This window comes from Paenarthrobacter nicotinovorans (assembly GCF_007670255.1).
In the GTDB taxonomy this organism is placed as follows: Bacteria; Actinomycetota; Actinomycetes; order Actinomycetales; family Micrococcaceae; genus Arthrobacter; species Arthrobacter nicotinovorans_B.
Genome location: NZ_SZVS01000002.1, coordinates 430,947 through 456,141 on the forward strand (window position 1 = coordinate 430,947; position 25,195 = coordinate 456,141).

At 63.9% G+C, this 25,195-nt stretch carries 21 protein-coding genes; 17 read left to right on the top strand and 4 right to left on the bottom strand.

Going from position 1 to position 25,195, the window contains the following annotated elements:
* Window positions 1–3: 3 nt before the first annotated feature.
* The 7 genes from FDP28_RS04870 to FDP28_RS04900 all read left to right on the top strand — a co-directional run bounded on the left by FDP28_RS04870 (window position 4) and on the right by FDP28_RS04900 (window position 10,847).
* Window positions 4–351, top strand: a complete 348-nt coding sequence (locus tag FDP28_RS04870; protein ID WP_066277757.1) for a holo-ACP synthase — start codon at window positions 4–6, stop codon at window positions 349–351.
* 16 nt (window positions 352–367) lie between these two features.
* Window positions 368–1,945 carry an NAD(P)H-hydrate dehydratase gene (locus FDP28_RS04875; protein ID WP_186313509.1) on the top strand — a complete coding sequence of 526 codons (1,578 nt, stop codon included), beginning with the start codon at window positions 368–370 and terminating at the stop codon, window positions 1,943–1,945.
* Between the two features lie 68 nt (window positions 1,946–2,013).
* Window positions 2,014–4,338 carry a glycogen debranching protein GlgX gene (gene glgX / locus FDP28_RS04880; protein WP_144659450.1) on the top strand — a complete coding sequence of 775 codons (2,325 nt, stop codon included), beginning with the start codon at window positions 2,014–2,016 and terminating at the stop codon, window positions 4,336–4,338.
* Complete coding sequence (gene treY, locus FDP28_RS04885) at window positions 4,335–6,647, top strand: malto-oligosyltrehalose synthase (RefSeq protein ID WP_144659451.1); 2,313 nt, start codon at window positions 4,335–4,337, stop codon at window positions 6,645–6,647. Before glgX ends, treY begins: the two co-directional genes overlap by 4 nt.
* Window positions 6,648–6,700: 53 nt before the next feature.
* The gene (treZ, locus tag FDP28_RS04890) at window positions 6,701–8,473 is read left to right on the top strand and encodes a malto-oligosyltrehalose trehalohydrolase (RefSeq protein ID WP_144659452.1); all 1,773 of its coding nucleotides are present in this window, start codon (window positions 6,701–6,703) and stop codon (window positions 8,471–8,473) included.
* An 82-nt stretch (window positions 8,474–8,555) separates the two neighbouring features.
* Window positions 8,556–9,593 (top strand): L-glyceraldehyde 3-phosphate reductase, encoded by a 1,038-nt coding sequence (gene mgrA / locus FDP28_RS04895; RefSeq protein ID WP_144659453.1) that lies wholly within the window; start codon window positions 8,556–8,558, stop codon window positions 9,591–9,593.
* A gap of 168 nt (window positions 9,594–9,761) precedes the next feature.
* Window positions 9,762–10,847 carry an inositol-3-phosphate synthase gene (locus FDP28_RS04900; RefSeq protein WP_144659455.1) on the top strand — a complete coding sequence of 362 codons (1,086 nt, stop codon included), beginning with the start codon at window positions 9,762–9,764 and terminating at the stop codon, window positions 10,845–10,847.
* A 384-nt stretch (window positions 10,848–11,231) separates the two neighbouring features.
* Here the strand turns inward: FDP28_RS04900 and FDP28_RS04905 are convergent, their stop codons facing one another.
* Window positions 11,232–12,920: a formate--tetrahydrofolate ligase gene (locus FDP28_RS04905; protein ID WP_144659458.1), complete on the bottom strand. Its 1,689-nt coding sequence runs from the start codon at window positions 12,918–12,920 to the stop codon at window positions 11,232–11,234.
* Between the two features lie 100 nt (window positions 12,921–13,020).
* A complete protein-coding gene (mshA, locus tag FDP28_RS04910; protein ID WP_144659461.1) occupies window positions 13,021–14,265 on the bottom strand; it encodes a D-inositol-3-phosphate glycosyltransferase in 1,245 nt (414 codons plus the stop codon).
* Between the two features lie 153 nt (window positions 14,266–14,418).
* Between mshA and FDP28_RS04915 the strand changes: the two genes are divergently transcribed.
* Window positions 14,419–14,928, top strand: a complete 510-nt coding sequence (locus tag FDP28_RS04915; protein WP_260842338.1) for a GNAT family N-acetyltransferase — start codon at window positions 14,419–14,421, stop codon at window positions 14,926–14,928.
* Window positions 14,929–14,938: 10 nt separating this feature from the next.
* Here FDP28_RS04915 and FDP28_RS04920 read toward each other — a convergent pair whose 3' ends face one another.
* Window positions 14,939–16,312 (bottom strand): family 4 glycosyl hydrolase, encoded by a 1,374-nt coding sequence (locus FDP28_RS04920; RefSeq protein ID WP_144659465.1) that lies wholly within the window; start codon window positions 16,310–16,312, stop codon window positions 14,939–14,941.
* 47 nt (window positions 16,313–16,359) lie between these two features.
* On the opposite strand from FDP28_RS04920, the gene FDP28_RS04925 reads away from it, so the two are divergent.
* From FDP28_RS04925 to tsaD, 6 genes are read left to right on the top strand one after another with little or no spacing between them, the layout of a single operon-like run.
* Entirely contained in the window at window positions 16,360–17,454 is a 1,095-nt protein-coding gene (locus FDP28_RS04925; RefSeq protein ID WP_260842339.1) for a carbohydrate kinase family protein, read from the top strand.
* A 57-nt stretch (window positions 17,455–17,511) separates the two neighbouring features.
* Window positions 17,512–18,765, top strand: a complete 1,254-nt coding sequence (gene alr / locus FDP28_RS04930) for an alanine racemase (protein WP_144659470.1) — start codon at window positions 17,512–17,514, stop codon at window positions 18,763–18,765.
* A complete protein-coding gene (gene tsaE / locus FDP28_RS04935) occupies window positions 18,762–19,331 on the top strand; it encodes a tRNA (adenosine(37)-N6)-threonylcarbamoyltransferase complex ATPase subunit type 1 TsaE (RefSeq protein WP_144659472.1) in 570 nt (189 codons plus the stop codon). Before alr ends, tsaE begins: the two co-directional genes overlap by 4 nt.
* Window positions 19,331–20,002 carry a tRNA (adenosine(37)-N6)-threonylcarbamoyltransferase complex dimerization subunit type 1 TsaB gene (tsaB, locus tag FDP28_RS04940; RefSeq protein ID WP_144659475.1) on the top strand — a complete coding sequence of 224 codons (672 nt, stop codon included), beginning with the start codon at window positions 19,331–19,333 and terminating at the stop codon, window positions 20,000–20,002. The genes tsaE and tsaB overlap by 1 nt, the downstream gene beginning before the upstream one ends.
* A 13-nt stretch (window positions 20,003–20,015) precedes the next feature.
* Window positions 20,016–20,519, top strand: a complete 504-nt coding sequence (gene rimI, locus FDP28_RS04945; protein ID WP_144659477.1) for a ribosomal protein S18-alanine N-acetyltransferase — start codon at window positions 20,016–20,018, stop codon at window positions 20,517–20,519.
* Window positions 20,516–21,652, top strand: coding sequence for a tRNA (adenosine(37)-N6)-threonylcarbamoyltransferase complex transferase subunit TsaD (gene tsaD / locus FDP28_RS04950; protein ID WP_144659480.1), 1,137 nt, complete (start codon window positions 20,516–20,518; stop codon window positions 21,650–21,652). Before rimI ends, tsaD begins: the two co-directional genes overlap by 4 nt.
* A 75-nt stretch (window positions 21,653–21,727) precedes the next feature.
* Here tsaD and FDP28_RS04955 read toward each other — a convergent pair whose 3' ends face one another.
* Window positions 21,728–22,879, bottom strand: coding sequence for a glutamate--cysteine ligase (locus FDP28_RS04955; protein WP_144659482.1), 1,152 nt, complete (start codon window positions 22,877–22,879; stop codon window positions 21,728–21,730).
* Window positions 22,880–23,058: 179 nt separating this feature from the next.
* Here FDP28_RS04955 and FDP28_RS04960 point away from each other — a divergent pair, with 179 nt between their 5' ends.
* From FDP28_RS04960 to FDP28_RS04970, 3 genes are read left to right on the top strand one after another with little or no spacing between them, the layout of a single operon-like run.
* Entirely contained in the window at window positions 23,059–24,186 is a 1,128-nt protein-coding gene (locus FDP28_RS04960; RefSeq protein WP_144659484.1) for a GTP-binding protein, read from the top strand.
* 42 nt (window positions 24,187–24,228) lie between these two features.
* A complete protein-coding gene (ykgO, locus tag FDP28_RS04965) occupies window positions 24,229–24,351 on the top strand; it encodes a type B 50S ribosomal protein L36 (RefSeq protein ID WP_011775528.1) in 123 nt (40 codons plus the stop codon).
* Between the two features lie 30 nt (window positions 24,352–24,381).
* Complete coding sequence (locus FDP28_RS04970) at window positions 24,382–25,194, top strand: shikimate 5-dehydrogenase (RefSeq protein WP_144659486.1); 813 nt, start codon at window positions 24,382–24,384, stop codon at window positions 25,192–25,194.
* The last annotated feature ends 1 nt before the right edge of the window (window position 25,195 follow it).

A 25,195-nucleotide genomic window follows, 5' to 3' on the forward strand; every position in this document is an offset into this window, starting at 1 on the left:
GCCATGATTGTTGGCATTGGCGTAGACGTCGTAGACATTGAGCGGTTTGGCCGGCAGCTTGAACGGACTCCAGGCCTGAGGGACCGGCTGTTCGTGCCGGCTGAGCGCGAACTCAACACGCGGTCCTTGGCAGCCCGTTTCGCGGCCAAGGAAGCCGTTGCCAAGGTTCTGGGCGCGCCTGCGGGCATGAACTGGCAGGACTGCTGGATCGGCCTGGACCAGAACGGTCCAACCGTTCAGGTCAAGGGCACCGTGCTTGCCGTCGCTGAGGCCAAGGGCGTCAAGCGCTGGCACCTGTCAATGAGCCACGACGGCGGCATCGCCACGGCGACCGTGCTCGCCGAGGGCTAGACGGACACAACGAAACATGATCAGCGCCTTCACCGGACAACAGATCAGGGACGCGGAACAACCGCTCCTGGACTCCGGTGAGGGCGCTGTTCTTATGCAGCGGGCAGCCTATGGCCTTGCCCAAGCGGTGATCCGCGAGCTGAGGAAAAAGCGCCGGCTGGCAGGAGCGGGCGCGACGGTTCTTGTCGGCAAAGGCAACAACGGGGGCGACGGTCTCTACGCTGCGGCGCAGCTTGCCCGCCGCGGAATGCGGACGACGGCGATACTCGCCTCGGAAACTGTCCACTCGGAGGCTCTGGCTGCCTTCAAGGCTGCTGGCGGCCGGGTTTTGCGGCTGGAGGCTTCGAACGCGGAAGAGCTCGCGGTCCTGTGCGCCGGCCAGGACGTGGTCATCGATGCCCTCCTGGGTACGGGAGCCCGCGGCGGCTTGCGTGACGCCGCTGCCGAGCTGGTAGCGGGGCTCCAGGAGCTGCGGCCTCCGCTGGTGGTGGCATGCGATGTTCCCAGCGGCCTGGATGCAGGCACGGGAGAGGTCCACTGGCCTGTCCTGGATGCCGATATCACTGTCACTTTCGGCGGCATCAAAGCCGGCCTGCTGAGTGACCCCGGTGAAGGCTGCGCCGGCCGCGTCGAACTGGTGGAGATCGGCATCGAGTCCACGCTGCTGCATGAACCGCCGGGACTGCGCCGGCTCACGGCCCGGGACCTGGGCGCCTTGTTGCCCCGCCCATCACGGCGCGCCCACAAATACTCCCGGGGCGTCTTGGGAATCGTTGCAGGCTCCAGCCGCTTCGCCGGCGCAGCTGTTTTGAGCGTGCATGCCTCTGCTCTGGCCGGGGTTGGCATGGTGCGGTACCTCGGCCCTGAATCAGCGGCCAGGATGGTTCTCAGCCGGACCCCGGAAGCCCTGTGGGAGCCCCAGGACCCGGGCCGGGTGCAGGCCTGGGTGATGGGTCCGGGCGTTGATGGGCAGGAACAGCTTGGCCGGGCAGGAGCTGCCGTTGAGACTGCGCTCCGTGATGACCTTCCGGTGGTCGTGGACGCGGGGGCTCTGAGCCTCCTGCCAAGCCACTGCCCGCCGCACTGGATCCTCACTCCGCATGCCGGTGAACTCGCGACGCTGCTGGACTCGCTGCCTTCCACAGGCGAAGTGGCCGTAACCCGCTCCGACGTCGAATCCCGCCCCCTGCACTTCGTACGGCAGGCCGCGCAACAAACCGGGGCCACAGTGCTCCTGAAGGGTGCCACCACCGTGGTGGCATCGCCGTCGGGAACTGTGTTCAGCCAGTCCGACGGCACCCCCTGGATGGCGACCGCCGGGAGCGGCGACGTCCTGGCAGGGGTCCTCGGAGCCTTGGTGGCGCAGGCTGCGCAAGAGCTGGCAGACGACGACGGCGCATATGCCGCTTTGGGTTTGGACCCTGACGACCGCTGGGCTGCTGTTGCAGCCGTGGCAGCAAGCATCCATGGGCGGGCGGGAGCGCTGGCTTCGGCAGATTGTTATGGTGGCCCCATTACAGCCTCGGCGATCGCTGAGGCCGTTTCGCGCGTCATGGGTTCGCTCAGCGCGGAATACGACCGAACAATACCGTAAGGTTGCTGTCGTTGTCAGGGTCATGAGTAGGCTTGCAACAGTTGTTCGCATCAGCAAGAGGAGAACGCATGGAAGTCTGGCCTGGATCGGCTTATCCGCTCGGAGCCACGTTTGACGGTACCGGCACCAACTTTGCACTGTTCAGCGAAAGGGCTGAGCGGGTTGAACTGTGCCTCTTCGACGACGACGGCGGCGAAGTCCGCGTCGACGTTGTGGAAGTGGACGGCTATGTTTGGCACTGTTACCTCCCGACGGTGCAGCCCGGACAGAAATACGGCTACCGCGTCCACGGTCCCTACGACCCCGACGCCGGCCAACGCTTCAACCCCAACAAGCTCCTGCTCGACCCCTACGCCAAGGCAGTGCACCGGCAAATCGACTGGGATCCTTCCCTGTTTTCGTACAACCTGGGAGACCCCGACTCCCGCAATGACGAGGATTCAGCAGCACACATGATGCTGGGCGTCGTCATCAACCCCTTCTTCGACTGGGACGGCGACAAGCTCCCCAGGATCCCGTACCACAAGTCGGTCATCTACGAAGCCCATGTCAAGGGACTCACGCAGCTGCACCCCGAGGTCCCGGAAGAGCAGCGCGGAACGTACGCCGGCGTTGCGCACCCGGCAGTGATTTCGCACCTGCAGAAGCTGGGCGTCACGGCCATCGAACTGATGCCGGTGCACCAGTTTGTCAACGACGGGATCCTCCAGGACAAGGGCCTGAGCAACTACTGGGGCTACAACACCATCGGCTTCTTCGCCCCGCACAACAGCTACAGCTCCAAGGGCGATACCGGCCAGCAGGTCCAGGACTTCAAGGCCATGGTCCGTTCGCTGCACAACGCCGGCATTGAGGTCATTCTCGATGTCGTCTACAACCACACCGCTGAAGGCAACCACCTGGGCCCCACGCTGTCCTTCAAGGGCATCGACAACTCGGCCTACTACCGCCTGGTGGAAGACGACCAGAAGTACTACATGGACTACACGGGCACGGGTAACTCCCTGAACGTGCGCAGCCCGCACTCCTTGCAGCTGCTTATGGACTCGCTGCGGTATTGGGTGACCGAAATGCACGTGGACGGGTTCCGCTTCGACCTCGCCTCCACCTTGGCCCGCGAGTTCTACGACGTCGACAAGCTCTCCACGTTCTTCGAACTGATCCAGCAGGACCCCGTAGTGTCCCAGGTGAAGCTCATTGCAGAACCGTGGGATGTCGGACCCGGCGGCTACCAGGTGGGCAACTTCCCGCCACAGTGGACGGAATGGAACGGCAAGTACCGCGACACCGTCCGCGACTTCTGGCGGGGCGAGCCCTCCACGCTCGGTGAATTCGCGTCGCGGCTGACGGGCTCGGCGGACCTCTACGAGCACTCGGGGCGCCGTCCGTTCGCATCCATCAACTTCGTCACCGCCCACGATGGCTTCACCCTGATGGACCTGGTGTCCTACAACGAGAAGCACAACGAGGCCAACGGCGAGGACAACAACGACGGCGAATCCCACAACCGCTCCTGGAACTGTGGCATCGAAGGACCGACCGACGACCCCACCGTCCTCGCTCTGCGGGCACGCCAGCAGCGCAACTTCATCGCCTCCCTGTTCCTGTCCCAGGGCGTCCCGATGCTCCTGCACGGTGACGAACTGGGCCGGACCCAGCAGGGCAACAACAACGGCTACTGCCAGGACTCCGAACTGACCTGGATCAACTGGGAGCACGTGGACCAACCGCTGATTGAGTTCACCGCGGCAGTCAGTGCCCTGCGTGCCAAGCACCCCAGTTTGCGGCGCAGCCGATTCTTCGACGGGCGTCCCGTTTTGCGTGGGGAGGGGGAGCGGCTTCCGGACATCGTCTGGTTGGACGCTGACGGAACCACCATGAGTCCTTCGGACTGGGACGAAGCCCTGGGCCGTTCGGTGGGTGTGTTCCTTAACGGTGACGGCATCCACGGCCGCGACAACCAAGGCCGACGCATCACCGACGTCAACTTCCTCCTGTACTTCAACGCGGACCAGGAAGAGGTGGACTTCCGGATTCCTTCCGACGAGTACGCACCGGCCTGGGACGTGATGATCGATACCGCAGGAGAGGGCGCGGAAGCCGGCGTCATCAAGCCGGACCAGATCCTCTCGGTCGGCGGCAAGTCGCTGGTGGTACTGCGTGCCCACAGCACCCCCGAGATCGAACCGGACCACTCCGTGGCCGCCTCGCTGGCAGCCCTGACGCAGACCAGCACCCCGGAAACGGCCTCCATCACGGCGCCCGCCGTGACGTCCCTGCCGTATGACTACAAGGAGGCCCCTGCAGAAGAGGCTGCTCCTGCAGAGGCTGCTGGAGCCAGCGACGACAGCGATGCTGCTGAAGCCGGCGAAGCGGAGGAGACGGAATCATGAGGACGCCAGTCTCCACGTACCGCCTCCAAATCCGTCCCGGTTTCACCTTGCAGGATGCCGCCGGGCTCATCGGCTACCTGAAATCACTGGGAATCGGTTGGGTTTACGTCTCGCCAATCCTGACCGCCGAGCAGGGATCGGACCATGGCTATGACGTGACCGACCCTTCCACCGTGGACCCGGCCAGGGGAGGTCCCGAGGGCTTGGCCGCACTGTCCAAGGCTGCCAAGGAGAACGGCCTCGGGATTCTTGCGGACATCGTGCCCAACCACATGGGTGTTGCCTCTCCCAAGCAGAATGCCTGGTGGTGGAGCCTCCTGAAGGAAGGGCAGGAGTCCAAGTACGCCGAAGCGTTCGACGTCGACTGGGATTTCGGCGGCGGCAAGATCCGGATCCCGGTGCTCGGCAGCGACGACGACCTCGATGAACTCAAGGTCGTGGACGGCGAACTGCACTACTACGATCACCGTTTCCCGTTGGCTGATGGAACGTACGGGGCCGGCGACAGCCCCAAGGATGTCCACTCACGCCAGAACTACGAGTTGATCGGTTGGCGACGGGCAGACGCGGACCTGAACTACCGCCGGTTCTTCGCCGTGAACACCCTGGCGGGCATCCGTGTAGAGATCCCGTGGGTCTTCGACGAGTCCCACGCCGAAATTGTCCGCTGGTTCCGTGAGGGCCTGGTGGATGGCCTCCGCATCGACCATCCGGATGGGCTTGCCGATCCTGAAGGCTACCTTGCAAGGCTTCGCGAAGTCACCGGCGGCGCCTATTTGCTGGTGGAGAAGATCCTCGAACCCGGCGAGCAGCTTCCGGAGACCTTCAATTGCGAAGGCACCACCGGGTACGACGCCCTCGCGGACGTCGACCGCCTGTTTGTGGACCCCACGGCCGAGGAATACCTCAACTCGCTCGATGCGCGGCTGCGGAACTCGGAGAAACCGGCCGATTATGCCGAGATGATCCATGGGACCAAGCGTCGCATCGCCGACGGCATTCTCCGCTCGGAGATCCTCCGGCTTGCGCGGCTGGTGCCGGCCACCTTGGAGCTGCCGTTCGCCAAGGTAGCCGATTCCCTGGCCGAGATCATCTGCTGGTTCCCCATCTACCGGACCTACCTGCCCCATGGCGGCAAGACTCTGGTCGAGGCGATCGAGAAAGCAGGGCGTCACCGTCCCGAACTTGAACCAGTGCTGGGCAAACTGCAACCACTGCTGCTGGATGCCGGCAACACTCTGGCACAACGGTTCCAGCAGACCTCGGGCATGGTGATGGCCAAGGGGGTGGAGGACACCGCGTTCTTCCGCTACACCCGGCTCGGCTCGCTCACCGAGGTCGGCGCGGATCCGACCGAGTTCTCCCTGCCCAACGGGGTCTTCCACGAGCGGATGGCGCGTCGCCAGCAGCTCCTGCCGCACTCCATGACCACCCTGAGCACGCACGACACCAAGCGGAGCGAGGACGCCAGGGCCCGGATATCGGTCATTTCCGAGGCCGTGCCGGAGTGGGAACTGTTCCTTGGCACGGTGCAGCAGCTCGCACCGATCCCGGACGGCCCGCTGGCTGCCTTGGTGTGGCAGTCGATCGTTGGTGCTTGGCCGGCAGACCGCGGACGCCTTCAGTCCTATGCACTGAAAGCGGCACGCGAGGCCGGCAATTCAACCAACTGGACCGACCCGAACCCGGAGTTCGAACGGCAGCTGGCAGCCGCCGTCGACGCCGCGTTCGACGTTCCCGAGGTCGCGGCCGCGCTGACCAACTTCGTGGCCGAGCTGGAACCCTATGGAACCTCCAACTCACTGTCCGCCAAGCTGATCCAGCTCACCATGCCAGGCGTCCCGGACGTCTACCAAGGCACGGAGTTCAGGGACGGCTCCCTGACTGACCCGGACAACCGCCGGCCAGTGGACTTCCAGGCCCGCCAGGCGGCACTGGCGAAGCTGGACCAAGGGACCACTCCATCCTTCACGGAGGAATCCGCCAAGCTGCTGGTGGTTTCCCGTGCGCTGAGGCTACGGAAAACCCGGCCGGAGCTGTTCGAAGGGTACTTGCCCGTCGCAGCGCAGGGGGCGGCAGCGGCGCATGTTGTGGCCTTCGACCGCGGTGCGGGCCGACGAGGTGCATTGACTGTGGCCACGCGTCTGCCCAGGCGTCTCGCCCGGGAAGGCGGCTGGCGGGACACCAGCATCGAACTCACCGTGAACTGCAAGGACGAACTCACCGGAGCAAGCTACGGCCCCGGCCCCGTCCAGGTGGGGAAGCTGCTGGAACGGTACCCGGTGGCGCTGCTGGTACCCACCGACTGAAGCCAACCTGAATTCGCGGCAACGCACGCTTAAGGAACGTACAGGGGAACATCATGCTCAAGCACGCTGCTGGAAAAAATAGATTTGATGTGTGGGCGCCGAACGCCAAGAGCGTTCGGCTGGTGGCCGGAGGCCACGAGTACGGCATGGAGCAGTTCGACGACGCCGCCGCGCACGGTTGGTGGCACGCGCCGGCTGACGTCGTAGCGCAGGATGCCGACGGCGTGTCGTACGGCTATCTCGTGGATGGAGAAGGGCCGTTCCCTGACCCACGCTCACGGCGGCAGCCGGACGGAGTCCATGGGCTGTCCGCAATTTTCGACCCTTCCATCCATGAGTGGAAGGACAGCAGGTGGAAGGGGAAGCACCTCAAGGGTTCGGTCATCTATGAACTGCACCTCGGAACCTTCACCCCCGAGGGCACGCTGGATGCTGCCGCTGCGAAATTGGACTACCTGGTGGACCTGGGCATCGATTTCATCGAGCTCCTGCCGGTCAACGGGTTCAATGGGGTGCACAACTGGGGCTACGACGGTGTTCTTTGGTACGCCGTCCACGAGCCCTACGGTGGCCCGGCCGCCTACCAGCGCTTTGTTGATGCTGCGCATGCGGCAGGGCTCGGAGTCATCCAGGACGTTGTCTACAACCACCTCGGTCCCAGCGGGAACTACCTGCCAAAGTTCGGGCCCTACCTGAAATCGGGGGAGGGCAACACCTGGGGCGACTCAGTGAATCTTGACGGCCCGGGCTCGGACGATGTGCGGCGCTACATCCTGGAGAACGCCGCGATGTGGCTCCGGGATTACCACGTGGACGGACTCCGCCTCGATGCCGTGCACGCCCTCCGTGATGAGCGTGCCGTGCACATCCTCGAGGACTTCGGGGCGTTGGGGGACCAGATCGAATCCGAAACGGGGATCCCACGGACCCTGATTGCGGAATCTGATCTGAACAACCCGCGCCTGATCTACCCCCGCAAGGACAACGGCTACGGACTGGAAGGCCAGTGGAGCGACGACTTCCACCATGCAGTCCACGTCAACCTCAGCGGGGAGACCACCGGCTATTATTCGGACTTCGATTCGTTGTCCGTATTGGCCAAGGTCCTCGAGCACGGCTTCTTCCACGATGGAAGCTACTCGAGCTTCCGGGAACGCCACCACGGACGGCCCATCCGGCACGACCTCGCCCACCCCTCGGCTCTGGTGGTGTGCCTGCAAAACCACGACCAGATCGGAAACCGGGCAACCGGCGACAGGCTCACGGCGTCGTTGTCCTACGGCAAATTGGCTGTTGGGGCAGTCCTGACCATGACCTCTCCCTTCACGCCCATGTTGTTCATGGGAGAGGAGTTCGGGGCGTCCACTCCATGGCAGTTCTTCACTTCCCACCCGGAACCGGACCTGGGCAAGGCTACAGCCGAGGGCCGGATCAAGGAGTTCGAACGGATGGGGTGGGATCCGGCCGTCGTGCCCGATCCCCAGGATCCCGAGACGTTCCAGCGCTCCAAGCTCAAGTGGGAGGAAGCCGGCGAAGGGGACCACGCACGGCTGCTGCAGCTGTACAAGGATTTAGCACAGCTGCGCCGGAACACGCCTGAACTCGTCGACGGCGGCTTTGGAGATACCTCCGTGGAGTTCGACGACGACGAGCACTGGCTGCAGTTCTCCCGCGGCAGTGTCCGCGTGGTGTGCAACCTGGGTGGGGACGCACTCTCGACCCCCCTCCAAGGCTCACTGTTGCTGGCCACCGACCCTGAAGCAGTCCTCGACGAGGACACGCTGACGCTTCCCGGCGGTAGCGCCGCCGTCGTACGCGTCAGCTGAAGCAACCACCGGGCCGGGGTGACGGCGCCCACATGGCGGACAACGCCGTCGCCCCGGTTTCAGCAGTGGCAGGATGGTGCGTATGACTTATTCGGCCGCGGAAAACCGCTACGAAACAATGCCCTACCGCCGTGTCGGACGCAGCGGACTCAAGCTGCCCGCCATCTCGTTGGGCCTTTGGCACAACTTCGGCGACGACAAGCGATTCGACGAGCAACGCGCCATCCTGCGACGTGCTTTCGATCTCGGAGTCAACCACTTCGACCTCGCCAACAACTACGGTCCGCCGGACGGATCTGCTGAAACGAACTTTGGGCGTCACCTGAAGGACGACTTCAAGCCCTACCGCGACGAGCTGGTTATCTCCACCAAGGCCGGCTACTACATGTGGCCTGGACCCTACGGAGAGTGGGGCTCGCGCAAGTACCTGATTTCCAGCCTCGACCAGTCCCTCGAACGCATGGGCCTGGATTACGTTGACATCTTCTACAGCCACCGGCCCGACCCCGAGACGCCGCTGGAAGAAACCATGGGCGCATTGGATTACGCGGTCCGCTCAGGCAAGGCGCTGTACGCGGGTATCTCTTCCTACACCCCGGAGCAGACCCTCGAAGCGGCTCGAATCCTCAAGGAACTTGGCACTCCGCTCCTGATCCACCAGCCGAGCTATTCGATGCTGAACCGCTGGACCGAGGACGGCTCACCCAACCTCTACGAAACCCTGGACCAGGTAGGTGCCGGTTCCATCGCCTTCTCGCCGCTGGCACAAGGGATGCTGACCGACCGCTACCTCAACGGAGTGCCGGCGGATTCACGCGCGGCCAAGGAACGGTTCCTGTCCGAGTCGCAGCTGACCGAAGACAAACTGGACCGTGTTCGTGGGCTGAACGCCATCGCCAAGGAGCGTGGGCAGACGCTCGCCCAAATGGCCGTAGCCTGGATCCTCCGGGACCAGCCAAAGGGTTCTCCGGTGACGTCGGCTTTGATCGGTGCCTCAAGCGTGACCCAGCTCGAAGACACCCTCAGCGCCATCAACAACCTGGAATTCAGCACGGAAGAACTGACGGCGATCGACGAGTTCGCCGTCGAATCCGACATCAACCTGTGGGCGCAGAAGTAGCGGTCCAGTAACGACATAAACGGAAGGGACCGGCGGGGAACAAAGCCGGTCCCTTCCCTGTTGGCTACAATGCAAGTGTGCGCCGAATGGCGCCGTGCCAATCAGCCGCGCCTTGTGCTCAGTCAGGGTTGCGCTTGGCACCTGAGCTTTAGTTCTCAAAGGAGTTCCGTGTCTTCACATCCGATTCGTGTTGCCATTGTCGGCGTAGGAAACTGCGCCGCATCGCTGGTCCAAGGTGTTCAGTACTACCGCGACGCTGACCCCAAGGCCACGATCCCGGGTCTGATGCACGTCGAGTTCGGCCAGTACCACGTCAACGACGTCCAGTTCGTTGCTGCTTTCGATGTTGATGGCAAGAAGGTTGGACTGGACCTGGCAGACGCCATCGGTGCCAGCGAAAACAACACCATCAAGATCGCCGACGTCCCCGCCACGGGCGTCACCGTTCAGCGTGGCCACACCCTGGACGGCTTGGGGAAGTACTACCGCGAGACCATCGTTGAGGCCTCCGAGGAAGCAGTCGACGTCGTTGCCGCCCTCCGCGAAGCCAAGGTCGACGTCATGGTCTGCTACCTGCCCGTCGGTTCTGAGCAGGCTGCAAAGTTCTACGCCCAGTGCGCCATCGACGCCGGCGTCGCCTTTGTGAACGCCCTCCCCGTGTTCATTGCCGGTACCAAGGAATGGGCCGACAAGTTCACCGAAGCAGGCGTGCCGATTGTTGGCGACGACATCAAGAGCCAGATCGGTGCCACCATCACCCACCGCGTCATGGCAAAGCTGTTTGAAGACCGCGGCGTCACTCTGGACCGTACGTACCAGCTGAACGTCGGCGGCAACATGGACTTCAAGAACATGCTTGAGCGCGACCGCTTGGAATCCAAGAAGATCTCCAAGACCCAGGCCGTCACCTCCAACGTCGAGGCCGAGCTGCACGCCGACGACGTCCACATCGGACCGTCCGACTACGTTGCCTGGCTCGATGACCGCAAATGGGCCTTCGTCCGCCTTGAGGGCCGCAACTTCGGCGATGCCCCGGTTTCCCTCGAGTACAAGCTTGAGGTCTGGGATTCCCCGAACTCCGCCGGCGTGATCATCGACGCCATCCGCGCCGCCAAGATCGGCCTGGACCGTGGAGTCGGCGGCCCGCTGCTCTCTGCCTCCAGCTACTTCATGAAGTCGCCGCCGGAGCAGTTCAACGACGACATCGCCCGTGAGAAGGTTGAAGCCTTCATCCGCGGCGACATCGAGCGCTAAACACCGCGTTACCTCTGACGCCCCCGCATTTCTGTGCGGGGGCGTCAGTCGTTTGCGGGTCGCTCTCTCACGTTCCCGGGGTTTGGGCGGGTCGCTCTCTCATGTTCCCGGGGTTTGGGCGGGTCGCTCTCTCATGTTCCCGGGGTTTGTGCGGGTCGCTCTCTCACGTTCCCCACCCCAATGGAGGAGGGTTTGGAGGAAACACGGGGGATGTGAGTGAGGGATGGGGTGAAGCGGTCGGGATGTGAGTGAGGGTTTGGAGGAAACACAGGGGATGTGAGTGAGGGATGGGGTGAAGCGGTCGGGATGTGAGTGAGGGATGGGGTGAAGCGGTCGGGATGTGAGTGAGGGTTGGGGGGGAAACACGGGGGATGTGAGAGAGGGTCAGAAGAGGCCGGTGGGGTTGCCGTCGGGGTCTACGTCCATGCGCATGGCGGCCGGTTCCTTGGGCAGCCCGGGCATCGTCATGACGGCGCCGGTCAAGGCAACGATGAAGCCGGCACCGGTTTTGGGAATCAGGTCCCGGATATGCACCCTGAATCCCTTCGGCGCCCCGAGCCTGGAGGCGTCATCGGTGAATGAATACTGCGTCTTTGCCATGCAGACAGGCATACCGGACCAGCCATTTTTCTCGATCTCCGCCAGCCGACGCAACGCAGGCACCGAGAATTCGACGCCGTCGGCCCCATAGATCTCCTGCACAATTGTCCGGATCTTGTCCTCCACAGGCAGCTCCAGCGGATAGAGGTGGTGGAAGTCCGACGCCGCGCCCAATGCGGCCGCCACCTTGGCTGCGAGCTCGTCTCCGCCGTCGCCTCCGCCTCCGCGGCCCCAGACGTCCGCGACGGCGGCCTCCACGCCTTCCGCTGCGCACCAGGACAGAAGCCATTCAAGTTCCCCGGCAGTGTCAGTGGCGAACTTGTTGATGGAGACCACAGGCGTGATGCCGAACTTGGCCACGTTCCGCAGATGCCTCCTAAGGTTCTCCACCCCAGCCGCCATCGCGTCCAGGTCCGGTTCACTGAGGCGCTCCTTGGGAACTCCGCCTTGCATTTTGAGCGCACGGATGGTGGCAACAACCACGACGGCGGATGGCGCCACGTCTGCGATGCGCGCCTTGATGTCCATGTACTTTTCTGCGCCAAGGTCCGCGCCGAAGCCGGCTTCGGTGACCACGACGTCAGCCAGCTGCATGGCCGTCCTGGTGGCGATCAATGAGTTGCATCCATGGGCGATGTTCGCGAATGGACCTCCGTGAACCAATGCCGGAGTCCCGGCGATGGTCTGGACAAGGTTTGGCTTGATGGCGTCCTTCAGCAGCATGGTGAGCGCGCCTTCGACGCCGAGATCAGCCACGGTCACCGGTGCGCGGTCGTAGGTGTACCCAAAGGTGATCCGGCCCAGTCGGGTCCGCAGATCGTCCAGGTCAGAGGCCAGGCAGAACACGGCCATGATTTCCGATGCCACGGTGATGTCGAAGCCGTCCTGGCGCGGTACGCCCTGGGCGGGGCCGCCGAGGCCTATGACCACTTCCCGCAAAGCACGGTCATTCATGTCCAGCACGCGTTTGAACGTCATGCGCCGTGGATCGATGCCAAGCTGGTTACCTTGGAAGATGTGGTTGTCCACCAACGCCATGAGTGCGTTGTTCGCTGAGGTGATCGCGTGGAAATCCCCGGTGAAGTGCAGATTGATGTCGTCCATCGGCAGGACCTGGGAATATCCGCCGCCCGTGGCCCCGCCCTTCATTCCAAGAATGGGACCCAGTGAAGGCTCCCTGAGGGCAATCATCACCTTGTGGCCCGCACGTGCCAGGGAATCGGCAAGGCCCACCGTTGTGGTCGACTTGCCCTCGCCCGCCGGGGTGGGGGACATGGCAGAGACCAGGACCACTTTTCCCGGTGACTTGTTCTCGGGAACAACCAGCTTGCCAGTGTTGATCTTTGCTTTGTAAGGCCCGTACAACTCCAGGGCGTCACGCGGGATGCCGGCTCTCTGGGCGATCTCCTCGATGGGGAGGATGGCGGCTTGATGGGCAATCTCAAGATCACTCAAGACCTTGTCTTCAGACATCGTTGTCCTTCGGCTGGATGTTCCCGTTCAGGGCTGACGCTTGTGGCGCACACGCTGTGCGCGCCAATCTACCAGCACTGGGGCAGGATGCTGAGGAACCTCAACCCCTGGGGAGCAGCAGTCCTCCGACGGCTTCGCGGTAGCTCTCCAGAGTGATGGCAGCCGTGCGTTGCCACCCGAAGGACTCGGCGTGGGTGGCAGCGAGCCTGCCCATGTCTTCGCGGGTTTGGACGTCGTCGTACAGATCCTCGAGGGCATCTGCCCAGTCGGAGGGGTCGTGTCCGTCCACGAGGATGCCGGTGCGGCCATCCGAGATGGCCCGGGAGAGCCCTCCGACGTTGGTGGCAACCACCGGTGTGCCGCACGCCTGTGCTTCCAAAGCGACCAGACCGAAGGATTCGCTGAAGGAAGGCATCACTACGACGTCGGCCGAGCGGAACCAGCCAGCCAACTCCGTCGCCACCACCGGCGGGCGGTGAGCAACGACGTCGTCCATTCCGGCGTCGCTGATGATTTGCTGGAGATTGAAGTCCTTGGCCCCGCTGAGCGCACCAAGGATGGTCATTTCCAGGTCAATGTCGGGTCGCCGCTGACGGAGGATGCTGGCGGCCTTGACGAAAATCTGGGGGCCCTTGAGCCGCTGGATCCGGCCTGCGAACAGGATATGGAAGCTGTTCGGCCGCACGTCCAGCCTGGCGCGGGACTTCTTGCGGAAAGCGGGCGTGAAAATGTTCAGATCCACACCGGGCGGAGCGACATCAATGCGGTCACGGTCCGCTCCATAGTGCGACACGAGCTCATCAGCCTCGGCGGGGGTGTTGGCAATCAGGCGGTCGGCGCCGTCGACAATCCTTTGCTCGCCGTTCTCCCGGCGTCGCGGCTCCGGATGTTCGCCCGGTTGCAGCACCAGGTTCTTCACCTTCGCCATGGTGTGCATGGTGTGCACCAGCGGGACGCCCCACAAAGCGGACAGTTCCAGGCCCGCGACACCGGAAACCCAATAGTGGGAATGGATGGCGTCGTAACGGCCATGCAGCTGCCGGTTCCGGATGTTGTCTATCTCCACCACCATCTGGTGCAGGAGTTCGGGCAATTCTTCCTTGGGAACCTTGCGGCGGGGTCCGGCAGGAATGTTGTGGACGCACACGCCCGGGCCGGGATGCTCGACGGCGGGCTGGCTGGCTTTGGTGGCCCGGGTGAAAATCTCCACCTCCACGCCGGATTCAGCGAGGGCCATTGCCAAAGCTCGAACGTAGACATTCATTCCGCCGGCATCGCCGGCGCCGGGCTGCTCCATGGGGGAGGTATGCAGCGACAGGAACGCCACACGACGGACCATCGGCATGGCATCCCTCCTGACTTTCACCACTTCACTGCAGAAAACACTACTCCTGCCGGTGCATGCCCCGGGAAAGTGCCCCCGGTATGTGGACAGTCGCTGGAAAGTCGCCGCTATGTGGAAAACCCCCAGCCGTGCAAGGCTGCTAGCGTGTGGCTTGTGAGCCAAGAACAAACCTTCGACATCCGCAAGGCAAGCGCAGAGGACTGGGCCGGAATCTGGTCCATCCTGGAGCCCGTGATCCGTGAAGGCGAGACCTTCACCTGGGACCGGGACACCACCGAGGAAGCGGCCAAGGCCAAGTGGACCAAGGAAGCTCCCGGCCAGACCTTTGTTGCCGTGGACAAGGAAACCGGCAAGATCCTGGGCACCGGTGAGTTCCATGCCAACCAGGGCGGCGGCGGAAGCCACGTGGCCAATGCAGGCTATATGGTGGCGGCCAACCATTCGGGCCAGGGTATTGCCCGCGCTCTCTGCGCATACTCCCTTGAGGAGGCCAAAGCCTCAGGTTTCTACTCAATGCAATACAACGCCGTGGTGGAGAGCAACGTCAGGGCCGTATGGCTGTGGCAGTCGATGGGGTTCCGTATCCTCGCCACCGTCCCGGAGGCCTTCAGCCACCCTGAGATCGGCTACGTCGGCCTGCACGTGATGTACCGCAAGCTGTAAAGCCGGAGCGTCACTCCCAGAGCCCGGCCAGCGTGGGAAATGCCTCCTCATACCCCGCGAGCAGTTGCCGGCCCAACAGTTCCGATCCAACCAACGGATGCGAGGCAAAGGCCTGGACAGCTGCCTCGCGGTCGTGCTCGCGCACCGCGCGGATCGTGAGCCGCTCCACCTCCTTGACGTGCTGCATCAAGGTGAGGAACTGCCCGGGCGGGCGATCCTGCGCAACCGCCACCGCGCCGTCGGGCGTCACCTGGGACGGGACTTCGACGACGGCGTCCGCCGGCAACCCGGGCACCGCCACCCCAGCGGCGGTGTGAGCCGCCAGCACCGGCGCGTTGGGCACGTTGAGGATGAGCTGGGCGGTCCCGCCTCCCGCGAGAGCCCGCATGACGGACAAGGCCACCCGCTCATAACCGCCGCCGGCGAGATCGGCCTCATCCCGTTGTTCCCCGTGGAGGCGGGCTTCGGCAAGGTACCCCTCTTCTCGGGACCGCCGCGCCGCGTCCCAGAGGGCGTAGGGATCGCCGGACCGGAGCAACTCCGGATACAGGGAATGCTGCTGTTGGTGGATGGACGCCCCACGGGTCTGGCTTTGTCCACGGATGGCTGCCGTGGCCTGCGCTGTTTGGTAGTAGTAGAACAGGTACTCGTTGGGGATGCACCCGAGTCTCTCCAGGAGGTGTTGCCCGAACAGCCGCCCTTCCTCCAGCGACTCCAGGACGGCGCGATCCTCCAGCAACCCGGGCAGCAGCTCCGTTCCACCAGGCGCAAGCCGGTAGAGCCAGCCGAGGTGGTTCAGCCCGTAGTAGCCCACGCCGTCGAGATTTCCCTCCTCCAGCGCAAAGCCCGCCGCCCGCGATGCCCGCTGGACCAGTCCTCCGGCGGAATCGCAGATCCCGATGACCCGCTTCCCAAGAACTGGCACCAAGGCCTCCGTGACCATTCCCGCAGGGTTGGTGAAGTTGATCAACCAGGCCTCGGGGCAATGACGCAGCATGGCCTCGGCGAGTTCCAGCATCCGGGGGATGGATCGAAGGGCGTAGGAAATTCCCCCGGCGCCGGTGGTCTCCTGGCCCAGCAGGCCAAGGGACAACGCAACGCCTTCATCAGCGATTCGGCCAGCCGTTCCGCCGGGCCGGATGGCCGCGAATACGACGTCGACCCCCGTGAGTGCCTCGTCAAGATCCGTACAGCCCACGACGGCGGGAACGGAGCCGGAGGTTAACGGCATGGCGCTCAGTACTGCCTGGATGGCCCTGAGCCGTTGATCGTCGACGTCGTAAAGCACCAGTTCGCTGACCAGGCCGGCGAACGGGCCCTCACACAACGCCCGGTACACAAGGGGAACCCGGAACCCGCCACCACCGGCGATCATGAGCCGCATGCTCCGAGTCTATGCAGCCCTGCAAGCTCCGGCGTAGTGTGCCGTTCATGGACGCTATGCCCCAGCGACGATTCGACCCCCTGGCCGCCGTGAGGTCCGACGCCGACGCCGGATGCGATCTCCTCCTGACCGGCACGGTCTTCCAAGACATTATTTTCACGGGCCTTCCCCAAGCACCTGAACCCGGTACCGAAGTATGGAGCGAGGGGATGGGAAGCTGCCCGGGAGGAGTCGCAAACCAGGCCATCGCCGCAGCCCGGCTTGGACTGCGTACCAACCTTGCTGCCACCTTTGGCGATGACGGCTACGGCGACTACAACTGGCAGATCCTGGAAACACAGGAACACGTGGACCTGTCCTTGTCCCGGCGGATTCCCGGATGGCACTCACCCGTGACCGTCTCCATGTGCGTGAACCAGGACCGCTCCATGGTCACGCACGGCCACCCTGCCCCGATCACTTCATCCCAGTTGATTGGCCAGCCTCCCCGGGCGCTCGCAGCAGTGGCCGACTTGGAAGAGGAGATGGAGCCGTGGATGGTCGCAGCAAAGGCAGCCGGCACCAGGCTCTTCGGCGTCGTGGGTTGGGACCCGACCGGACAATGGTCGGAGCGCAGGCTGGACCAGCTCGAAAATTACTATGCCTTCCTGCCCAACGCGCCGGAGGCCATGGCGTTCACCGGCAAGTCCGATCCCTGGGCGGCGTTGTATGCCCTGGCCGACCGCGTTCCGGTGGCGGTGGTGACCCTTGGCCCCCAGGGTGCGGTGGCAGTCGATTCCGAAAGCGGTGAGGAAGAGTGGGTTCCCTCCTTGCCTGTGTCGGCTGCGGATCCTACGGGGGCGGGGGACTGCTTCGGGGCGGCCTTCATTGTGGGATGCCTCTCGGGATGGCGGCTGGGGGACCGCCTCCGCTTCGCCAACCTGTGCGCCTCCCTGGCCGTCCAACAAGTCGGCGGATCGTTGGCCGCGCCAGGGTGGGGTGACATCGCGGACTGGTGGCAACGGGCCAATGCCCGGAAGGAACGCCAATCCAGCCAATGGTTGCGTCGCTTCGCGTTCCTGGAACCGATCGTGAAGGATATCCCGGCCGAAGCCCAACGTCGCGCGCGTGCCACGATAGCCCACTTGTCGGACGCCCAGTAGAGCTGGGAGCACACCCGCAGTTAACCCGAATTCACTGGCGCCACTAGAATCTCTAGGGTGACTTATGAAGCAGCTGCAGATATCGGGATCGGCTCAAAGGCCGCAATAGCCAAAGCGGCGGTGCTTGAACGGTCCGCTGTGATCGATCTCGAAGCAGTGCGCCACAATGTCCGGCAGTTCGTCGGCATTGCCTCTCCCGCCGCCGTGATGGCCGTGGTGAAAGCCGACGCGTACGGCCACGGCGCCGTCCAGGTCGCCCGGGCCGCCCTCGACGCCGGTGCCGCCTGGTTGGGGGTCGCCCACATTTCCGAGGCGCTCGCCTTGAGGGCCGCCAGCATCGACGCCCCGCTTCTTGCGTGGCTGCACACCCGGGAGAGCAACTTCCAAGCGGCCGTAGCCGCCGGCATCGACGTCGGAATCTCGGGCTGGGAACTTGACGCTGTCGTCGCGGCAGCGCGTGAGCAGGAACGGCCCGCGCGCGTGCACCTCAAAGTGGATACCGGCCTGGGCCGCAACGGCTGCACCATCGCCGACTGGGACGAGCTTCTGGGCCAGGCCATGGACTACCAGGACCAGGGCCTGCTGCGGGTGGTCGGTATCTTCTCGCACCTGGCCGTGGCTGACGAACCCCGACGCCCGGAAACCGATGAGCAACTCGCCGTGTTCCGCGAAGCCATCGCCATGGCCGAGGACGCAGGTGTGGACACTGAAGTCCGGCACATCGCCAACACGCCAGCGACCCTGTCCCGCCCGGACTCGCATTTCGACCTCGTCCGCGTAGGCCTCGGCATCTATGGTTTGTCCCCCTTTGAGGGCGCTACCTCGGCCGAACTTGGCCTGCACCCGGCAATGACGGTCCGCACGCTCCTGTCCAACTGCAAGAAGGTCCCTGAAGGCCAAGGTGTCTCCTACGGACTGAACTACAGGACCAGCGAAGAGAGCACCCTTGGCCTGGTGCCTTTGGGATATGCCGACGGCGTCCCCCGGATTGGTACCGGCGGTCCGGTCCGCGTCAACGGCGTCAACTACCCTGTGGTTGGCAGGATCGCTATGGACCAGATGGTGATCGACCTTGGACCGATGACCCCGGAGACTGCGGCGTCCTACAAGGGCGCAGAAGCCACCATGTTCGGTAACGGCGCAGATAACGGTCCCACGGCAGATGACTGGGCTGCCGCGGCCGGGACCAACAACTACGAGATCGTCACGCGTATCAGCTCCCGGGTACCGCGCAGCTACGTCAACGAGGTTCCTGCGGCTGCGGAAGAATCCTCGGCTGTTTCCGCCCACCCTGAAAAGGCGACGCTGTGAGCGGAGCCCTTTGGGAGCGCACGTTAACGGTTACGACGGCGGACCAGACCCACGCACTCGCCGCGGCATTGGGCGGGGTGCTGGAAGCCGGTGACCTTTTGGTCCTGACCGGCGAGCTCGGTGCCGGCAAGACAACCTTCACGCAAGGACTGGGGGAGGGCCTGGGCGTTCGTGCCGGCATCATCTCGCCCACCTTCGTGTTGGTCAGGATCCACCCCAACCTGCCTGACGGGCCACGGCCGGGCGGACCGGACCTCGTCCACGTGGACGCTTACAGGCTGGAGTCCGCCGCCGAGATTGACGACATCGATCTTGAGAACACCATGGATACCGCCGTCACGGTGGTGGAGTGGGGGCGGGACCGGGTAGAGCACCTGTCGGAGAGCCGGCTCGAAGTTCAGCTGCACAGGTCCGTCGGTGGCGAAAGGTCCACGGAGGCGCTGGATGTGCTGGACTTCGATACCGATGACGACGACGAGCCCCGCACCATTGTTTTCCGGGGGTTCGGTCCCCGTTGGGCCGAGGCTCCCTCGATTCTTGACAACGCAGAACTGGGAGGCAACTGATGCTGATCCTGGCTATTGATACCTCGGCTGTGGCCAGTGCTGCCCTCATTTCCGATGAAGCCATGGAAGGCGTGGTGGATTCGTTCGCCACGGAGGACACCCGCAGCCACGCCGAAGTGCTGGCCCCGGGCATTGAGAAGCTGCTGGCGGGCGCCGGTGTTACGGGCACCGACATTGATGCCATCGTCACAGGAGTGGGCCCGGGCCCTTTCACCGGCCTCCGATCCGGCATTGCCACCGCCCGGACCCTTTCCTTCGTATGGAACAAGCCTCTGTACGGCCTGATGAGCCTGGATGCGATCGCGTTGGAAGTGGCTGAGTCCACGGCTGCTGTCCCGGAGTTCCTGGTGGCCACGGATGCCAGGCGCAAAGAGGTTTACTGGGCCCGCTACGTTTATGTCCAGGGGCAGCTTCCGGAACTCGTCGATGGCCCGCACGTCGGCTTCGCCTCTGAACTGCCGGACCTGCCCGTTTTCGGAGCGGGTGCGGGTTTGTACGCTGACGTCCTGCGTGCGGACGAAGACTTCGCCACGACACAGCCGGACGCCGCCTCCCTGGGTCAATTCGCTTTGGCCCGCCTGAACGCCGGGCAGCCATTGCTGGACTCCACGCCGCTGTACTTGCGGGAGTCGGACGCCCAGGTGCCCGGTCCCCGTAAGCGCGCGCTCTGATCGGACGGAAACTGTGAAATTGTCACCGAAGCTGGAGCTCGCCGGGATTTCCCTGCGGGACATGGGCAACGCCGATATCCGGGAAGTGGAGGCGTTGGAGCGCCGGCTCTTCCCCGTCGACGCTTGGCCGCTCCAGATGTTCATTGATGAATTGGCCCAGCCTGGGACCCGCCGTTATGTGGTGGCAGAGGTGGGCAACGAAATCGTGGGGTACGCGGGCCTGATGTGCATTGAACCCATCGCGGATGTGCAGACGATCGCCGTCGTTCCCGAATATGAGGGCAAGGGGATCGGATCGGCCATGTTGACCGAACTGATCGATGAAGCCCGGCGACGCGGCGCGGCTGATGTCCTGCTCGAGGTCCGGGCAGACAACCCCCGCGCCCAGCAACTGTACTTGCGCTTTGGCTTTGAACAGATCCACATTCGGCCGCGCTACTACCGTGATGGCACCGATGCCCTGATCATGCGACTGCAGCTCGGCGACGCCACATCCCCGGAAGGACCCACAGCATGAGCACGCCCGTTCCGCAGCAGCCCTTGGTGCTCGGCATCGAATCGTCCTGCGATGAGACCGGCGTCGGCATCGTCCGGGGAACCACTTTGCTCACCAACACGGTCTCATCCTCCATGGATGAGCACGTACGGTTCGGCGGGGTGATCCCGGAGATTGCCTCCCGAGCACACCTCGACGCCTTTGTCCCCACCTTGCAGGAGTCACTGCATGAAGCCGGAGTGACCCTGGACGATGTCGACGCCATCGCCGTGACATCCGGACCCGGCCTTGCAGGGGCACTGATGGTGGGAGTCTGCGCGGCAAAGGCCCTGGCTGTCGCTACCGGAAAGCCGCTGTACGCGATCAACCACCTGGTGGCCCACGTCGGTGTGGGCCTGCTGGACAAGCGGCCCGGGGCGGACGGAAAGCCCGACGGCGGTGCTGCCGCCGGCCTGGGTGCCGGGACGTTGCCGGAGAACCTGGGAGCACTCCTGGTATCGGGTGGGCACACGGAAATCCTGCGTATCCGCAGCATCACGGACGATGTTGAGCTGTTAGGCTCGACCATCGATGACGCCGCCGGGGAAGCCTACGACAAAGTGGCGCGCATCCTGGGCCTTGGCTATCCGGGCGGTCCTGCCATCGACAAACTGGCCCGCCAAGGCAACCCCAAGTCGATCCGTTTCCCGCGCGGCCTGACCCAGCCCAAGTACATGGGCACGGCGGAGGAGAAGGGGCCGCACCGATATGACTGGTCCTTCAGCGGTTTGAAAACCGCGGTGGCACGCTGCGTGGAACAGTTCGAGGCACGGGGCGAGGAAGTGCCCGTGGCGGACATCGCGGCTGCATTCCAGGAGGCCGTGGTGGATGTCATCACCTCGAAGGCAATTCTGGCCTGCAAGGAGAACGGCATCACCGACCTCCTGCTCGGAGGTGGCGTGGCCGCCAACTCGCGGCTCCGGGAACTGACCGGGCAGCGCTGCACCTCCGCCGGAGTCAGGCTTCACGTACCGCCGTTGGACTTGTGCACGGACAACGGTGCCATGGTGGCGGCCCTCGGAGCCCAGCTGATCATGGCAGGTGTGGGACCCAGCGGGGTGGAGTTCGCGCCGGATTCGTCAATGCCGGTCACCACGGTGTCGGTGCCCGCCTAGCCAACAAGCAACGCGGGGTCACTTATGGCCCATCCCGACGGCAATTATGGGCCATAAGTGACCCCGCGTTGGCTCTTAGGCGTCCGGGCCCTTGCGCATCTGCTGCACCAGGTCCATCACCACGGCCTGGAGGTCGCCGTTGTGTTCGGCGGCGACGCGGCGCTGGCGCTGGTAGCTGGCACCCCGTTCAATGATCTTCGCAACGTCCTTGAGTTCCTCGGAGCAACCGAGTTCGGCAGCGATGGGTTCCAAGCGTTCCAAGGTCTCCGCCAGGTGCTCAGTCACCAGCTTTTCGTTGCCTTCAGCGTCGAGGATGATGATCGCTTCCATGCCGTAGCGGGCAGCGCGCCACTTGTTTTCCTGCACGTGCCACGGAGGCATGGTGGGGATGGTTCCACCGGCGTCGAGGATGCCGGAGAACTCGTGGACCAGGCACTGCGTCAACGCCGCGATCGCGCCCACTTCCTCCAACGTGGCGAGTCCGTCGCAAATCCGCATCTCGATGGTGCCCAAAGCTGCGACAGGCCGGATGTCCCAACGGATCTCCGAGATCGCGTCAATCACACCAGTAGTGAACATGTCCTGGACGTAGGCTTCGTAGCCTTCCCAGGCGTCGAACTGGAAGGGCAGTCCCGCCGTCGGGAGTTGCTGGAACATGAGCGCGCGCTGGGAAGCGTAGCCCGTTTCTTCACCGGCCCAGTAGGGGCTGGAGGCCGACAACGCCTGGAAGTGCGGGAAGTAGTTGACCAAACCGTCCAGGATCGGAAGGACTTTTTCCTTGCGGTCGATGCCCACGTGGACGTGCACGCCGTAGATGACCATCTGGCGTCCCCACCATTGGGTCCGTTCGATCAGCTTGGCGTAACGCTCTTTGTCGGTGACCGGCTGGAGCAGGGGAGGGCTGAAGGGATGGCTGCCGGCGCAGAACACTTCGACGCCCATGGGATCGGTGACTTCCCGTACTGCTTCGAGGGAGCGGCTGAGGTCCTCTTTGGCGTCCTTGACTGTCTCGCAGATGCCGGTGACGAGTTCCACCGTGTTCAGGAGGAGTTCGCGCTTGATATGGGGGTGTTCGTCGTCCTCGTTGAGGTCGGGGTGGTTTGCCGCCACGCCTTTGAGGACATCGTTTGCCACGGAGACAAGTTCTCCGGTGCGTGCATTGACGAGCGCCAACTCCCATTCCACACCCAGTGTCGATTGCCTGGATGGCGCAAAATCAATCTGCACGTAGTCCCCTCGGTATGTACTTTCCGGCTGGGGGTTGCCCCGGCCGGGCGTGGTTCCCCGCTGCGGGGCCGCCAGCGGTCGGATCAAGTCTAATGCAGGGGAAAGATCCGGCATCACGGAGCGTAACCGTTCCTTGCCCGCAACTTGCTATTGAGAACCATTCGCATTATTGTCATTTCATGCATTTCACCGTTGTCAGTTCCCTCGACAGTCAGTGCCGCGAAGCCGCCGCAGAACGGCTGGGCCGCACCCACGACAATTCCGTGGTGGTCCTCCACGACCTCCTGGACGGATCGCTGGTCCTTCGTCGCGTATTTCGCGATGGCCGGCTCTTCGAGCGGGAAACGACGCTGTTGGAACACGGCTGCCTTAGCTGCACAGTCCGGTTGGATGTAATTCCGACGGCGGAACGGCTCGCCGCGTGCGGCTTCGACCACGTGGTCCTGGGCCTGCCGCCAGGAGTTGCCACGGGTATGGCCGTGGACGAGCTTCGTCGCGGACTGGACGCCCCCGTTGTGGTGGACAACGCAGTGCTGGCCGTGGACCCGGCGGAGGTGGACAACCAGATCTGGGACCGCCACACGCTGTTCGAATCCGGCTTCACCTCGATGCCCAGCGACGAGCGCACCAGCGGCGAGTTCCTCGTCGGAGAGTTCGGGCAGGTGGATACCGTGCTCATGTCCCCGGGCTTGGGCTCGGTGTTGTCCGGAAATCCGGGCGAAGGATCGGAATCATGGTTGACGGGAGTTGAACTGCTGGGCGAGCTGGCGCCCCATGCCCACCTCGTGGCTCCGGCTGACACGTTCCGGCCGGGGTGCTTCGACCCCGCGGAAGCGGCGGCCCGGAACAAGCCCGGCGTCGTACGTCTTCCTGTCAGCGAATCCCAAGGTTCCTTCACCACCGTGCTGCATAAAGCCGGTCGTCCCTTGCATCCGGGGCGTTTCCGCGACGCCCTGCCACACCTGGCCAGCGGAACGCATTGGATGCGCGGGCGGCTCTGGATTGCCTCGGCCCCTGCAACCCGGATTGCCGTGCAGGGGATTGGACCCCGGGTGTGGCTCGAAAGCACCGGAGCATGGTTGGCTGACAGGCCTGAATCAGTGCCCGGAACGGACGTCGACGCTGCCCTTGATTGGCACCCAAACCATGGCGACCGGGGCACCGTCCTGGCCCTCACCGGCTATGCGCAGGACATCGACGCGCAGGAAGTCAGCGATCTCCTGGACAGCTGCCAGCTCACGGAGGCCGAGATGGAAGCGGATTTTGCCGTGTGGGAGGATCCGCTGGATCTGAGCAACTCCCTGTAGAAGCCTCCAAGGCCAAATCACCAAAGAAAAAGGAGAAACACCATGAAGGTCAGGAACTCGCTGCGTGCACTGAAGAAGATCCCGGGCGCCCAAATCGTCCGCAGGCGGGGCCGCACGTTCGTCATCAACAAGAACAACCCACGGATGAAGGCACGCCAAGGCTAAACGGTCAACGGCCCGTTGTTTAATGGGGGAATGCCCATCCTGAATAAAGACATGTCCCTGTGCATTTCGCTCGCGGCCCGCCCCAGCAATATCGGGACCCGGTTCCACAACTATCTGTACGATCTGCTCGGGTTGAACTTTATCTACAAGGCATTCGCACCTGCGGACATCACGCTTGCAGTAGCTGGCATCCGCGGCCTCCCGATCCGGGGCGCCGCGGTGTCCATGCCCTACAAGGAGGCCGTCATCCCGTTGGTGGATGTGCTGGATCCGTCGGCCAAAGCCATCGATTCGGTAAACACGATCGTGAACGACGACGGCGTCCTGACCGCCTACAACACGGACTACATCGCCATTGCGCGACTGCTGAAAGACCACGAGGTTCCCACAAGCCACACGGTCCTGCTGCGCGGTGCCGGGGGTATGGCGAAGGCCGTTGCGGCAGCCCTCCGGGACGCCGGCTTCACCGCCGTCACCATTGTGGCCCGCAATGAAACCACCGGCCGCGCTCTTGCGGAGCTGTACGGTTTCGGCTGGCAGGACGACGTCAACGGAGCGACCGCGGACCTCATCATCAACGTCACACCGCTTGGCATGGCCGGAGCGGATGAAACTGCGCAGTCCTTCGATGACGCCACTATCGCCGCGGCGCAGGTGGTTTTCGACGTCGTTGCCCTGCCCTCCGAAACCCCGCTCATCACTGCTGCGCGGGCTGCCGGAAAGCCGGTCATTACCGGTGCCGAAGTCATCGCCATCCAGGCCGAGGAACAGTTCGTCCTTTACACAGGGGTGCGCCCGACTCCCGGGCAGGTGCGCGAAGCCTCTGAATTCTCGCGTCGCTGAC

Coding starts and splice junctions, on each gene's coding strand:
- FDP28_RS04870 (WP_066277757.1), top strand. CDS start 4: ATGATTGTTGGCATTGGCGTAGACGTCGTAGACATTGAGCGGTTTGGC.
- FDP28_RS04875 (WP_186313509.1), top strand. CDS start 368: ATGATCAGCGCCTTCACCGGACAACAGATCAGGGACGCGGAACAACCG.
- glgX (WP_144659450.1), top strand. CDS start 2,014: ATGGAAGTCTGGCCTGGATCGGCTTATCCGCTCGGAGCCACGTTTGAC.
- treY (WP_144659451.1), top strand. CDS start 4,335: ATGAGGACGCCAGTCTCCACGTACCGCCTCCAAATCCGTCCCGGTTTC.
- treZ (WP_144659452.1), top strand. CDS start 6,701: ATGCTCAAGCACGCTGCTGGAAAAAATAGATTTGATGTGTGGGCGCCG.
- mgrA (WP_144659453.1), top strand. CDS start 8,556: ATGACTTATTCGGCCGCGGAAAACCGCTACGAAACAATGCCCTACCGC.
- FDP28_RS04905 (WP_144659458.1), bottom strand. CDS start 12,920: ATGTCTGAAGACAAGGTCTTGAGTGATCTTGAGATTGCCCATCAAGCC.
- mshA (WP_144659461.1), bottom strand. CDS start 14,265: ATGCCGATGGTCCGTCGTGTGGCGTTCCTGTCGCTGCATACCTCCCCC.
- FDP28_RS04920 (WP_144659465.1), bottom strand. CDS start 16,312: ATGCGGCTCATGATCGCCGGTGGTGGCGGGTTCCGGGTTCCCCTTGTG.
- FDP28_RS04925 (WP_260842339.1), top strand. CDS start 16,360: ATGGACGCTATGCCCCAGCGACGATTCGACCCCCTGGCCGCCGTGAGG.
- tsaB (WP_144659475.1), top strand. CDS start 19,331: ATGCTGATCCTGGCTATTGATACCTCGGCTGTGGCCAGTGCTGCCCTC.
- tsaD (WP_144659480.1), top strand. CDS start 20,516: ATGAGCACGCCCGTTCCGCAGCAGCCCTTGGTGCTCGGCATCGAATCG.
- FDP28_RS04960 (WP_144659484.1), top strand. CDS start 23,059: ATGCATTTCACCGTTGTCAGTTCCCTCGACAGTCAGTGCCGCGAAGCC.
- ykgO (WP_011775528.1), top strand. CDS start 24,229: ATGAAGGTCAGGAACTCGCTGCGTGCACTGAAGAAGATCCCGGGCGCC.
- FDP28_RS04970 (WP_144659486.1), top strand. CDS start 24,382: ATGCCCATCCTGAATAAAGACATGTCCCTGTGCATTTCGCTCGCGGCC.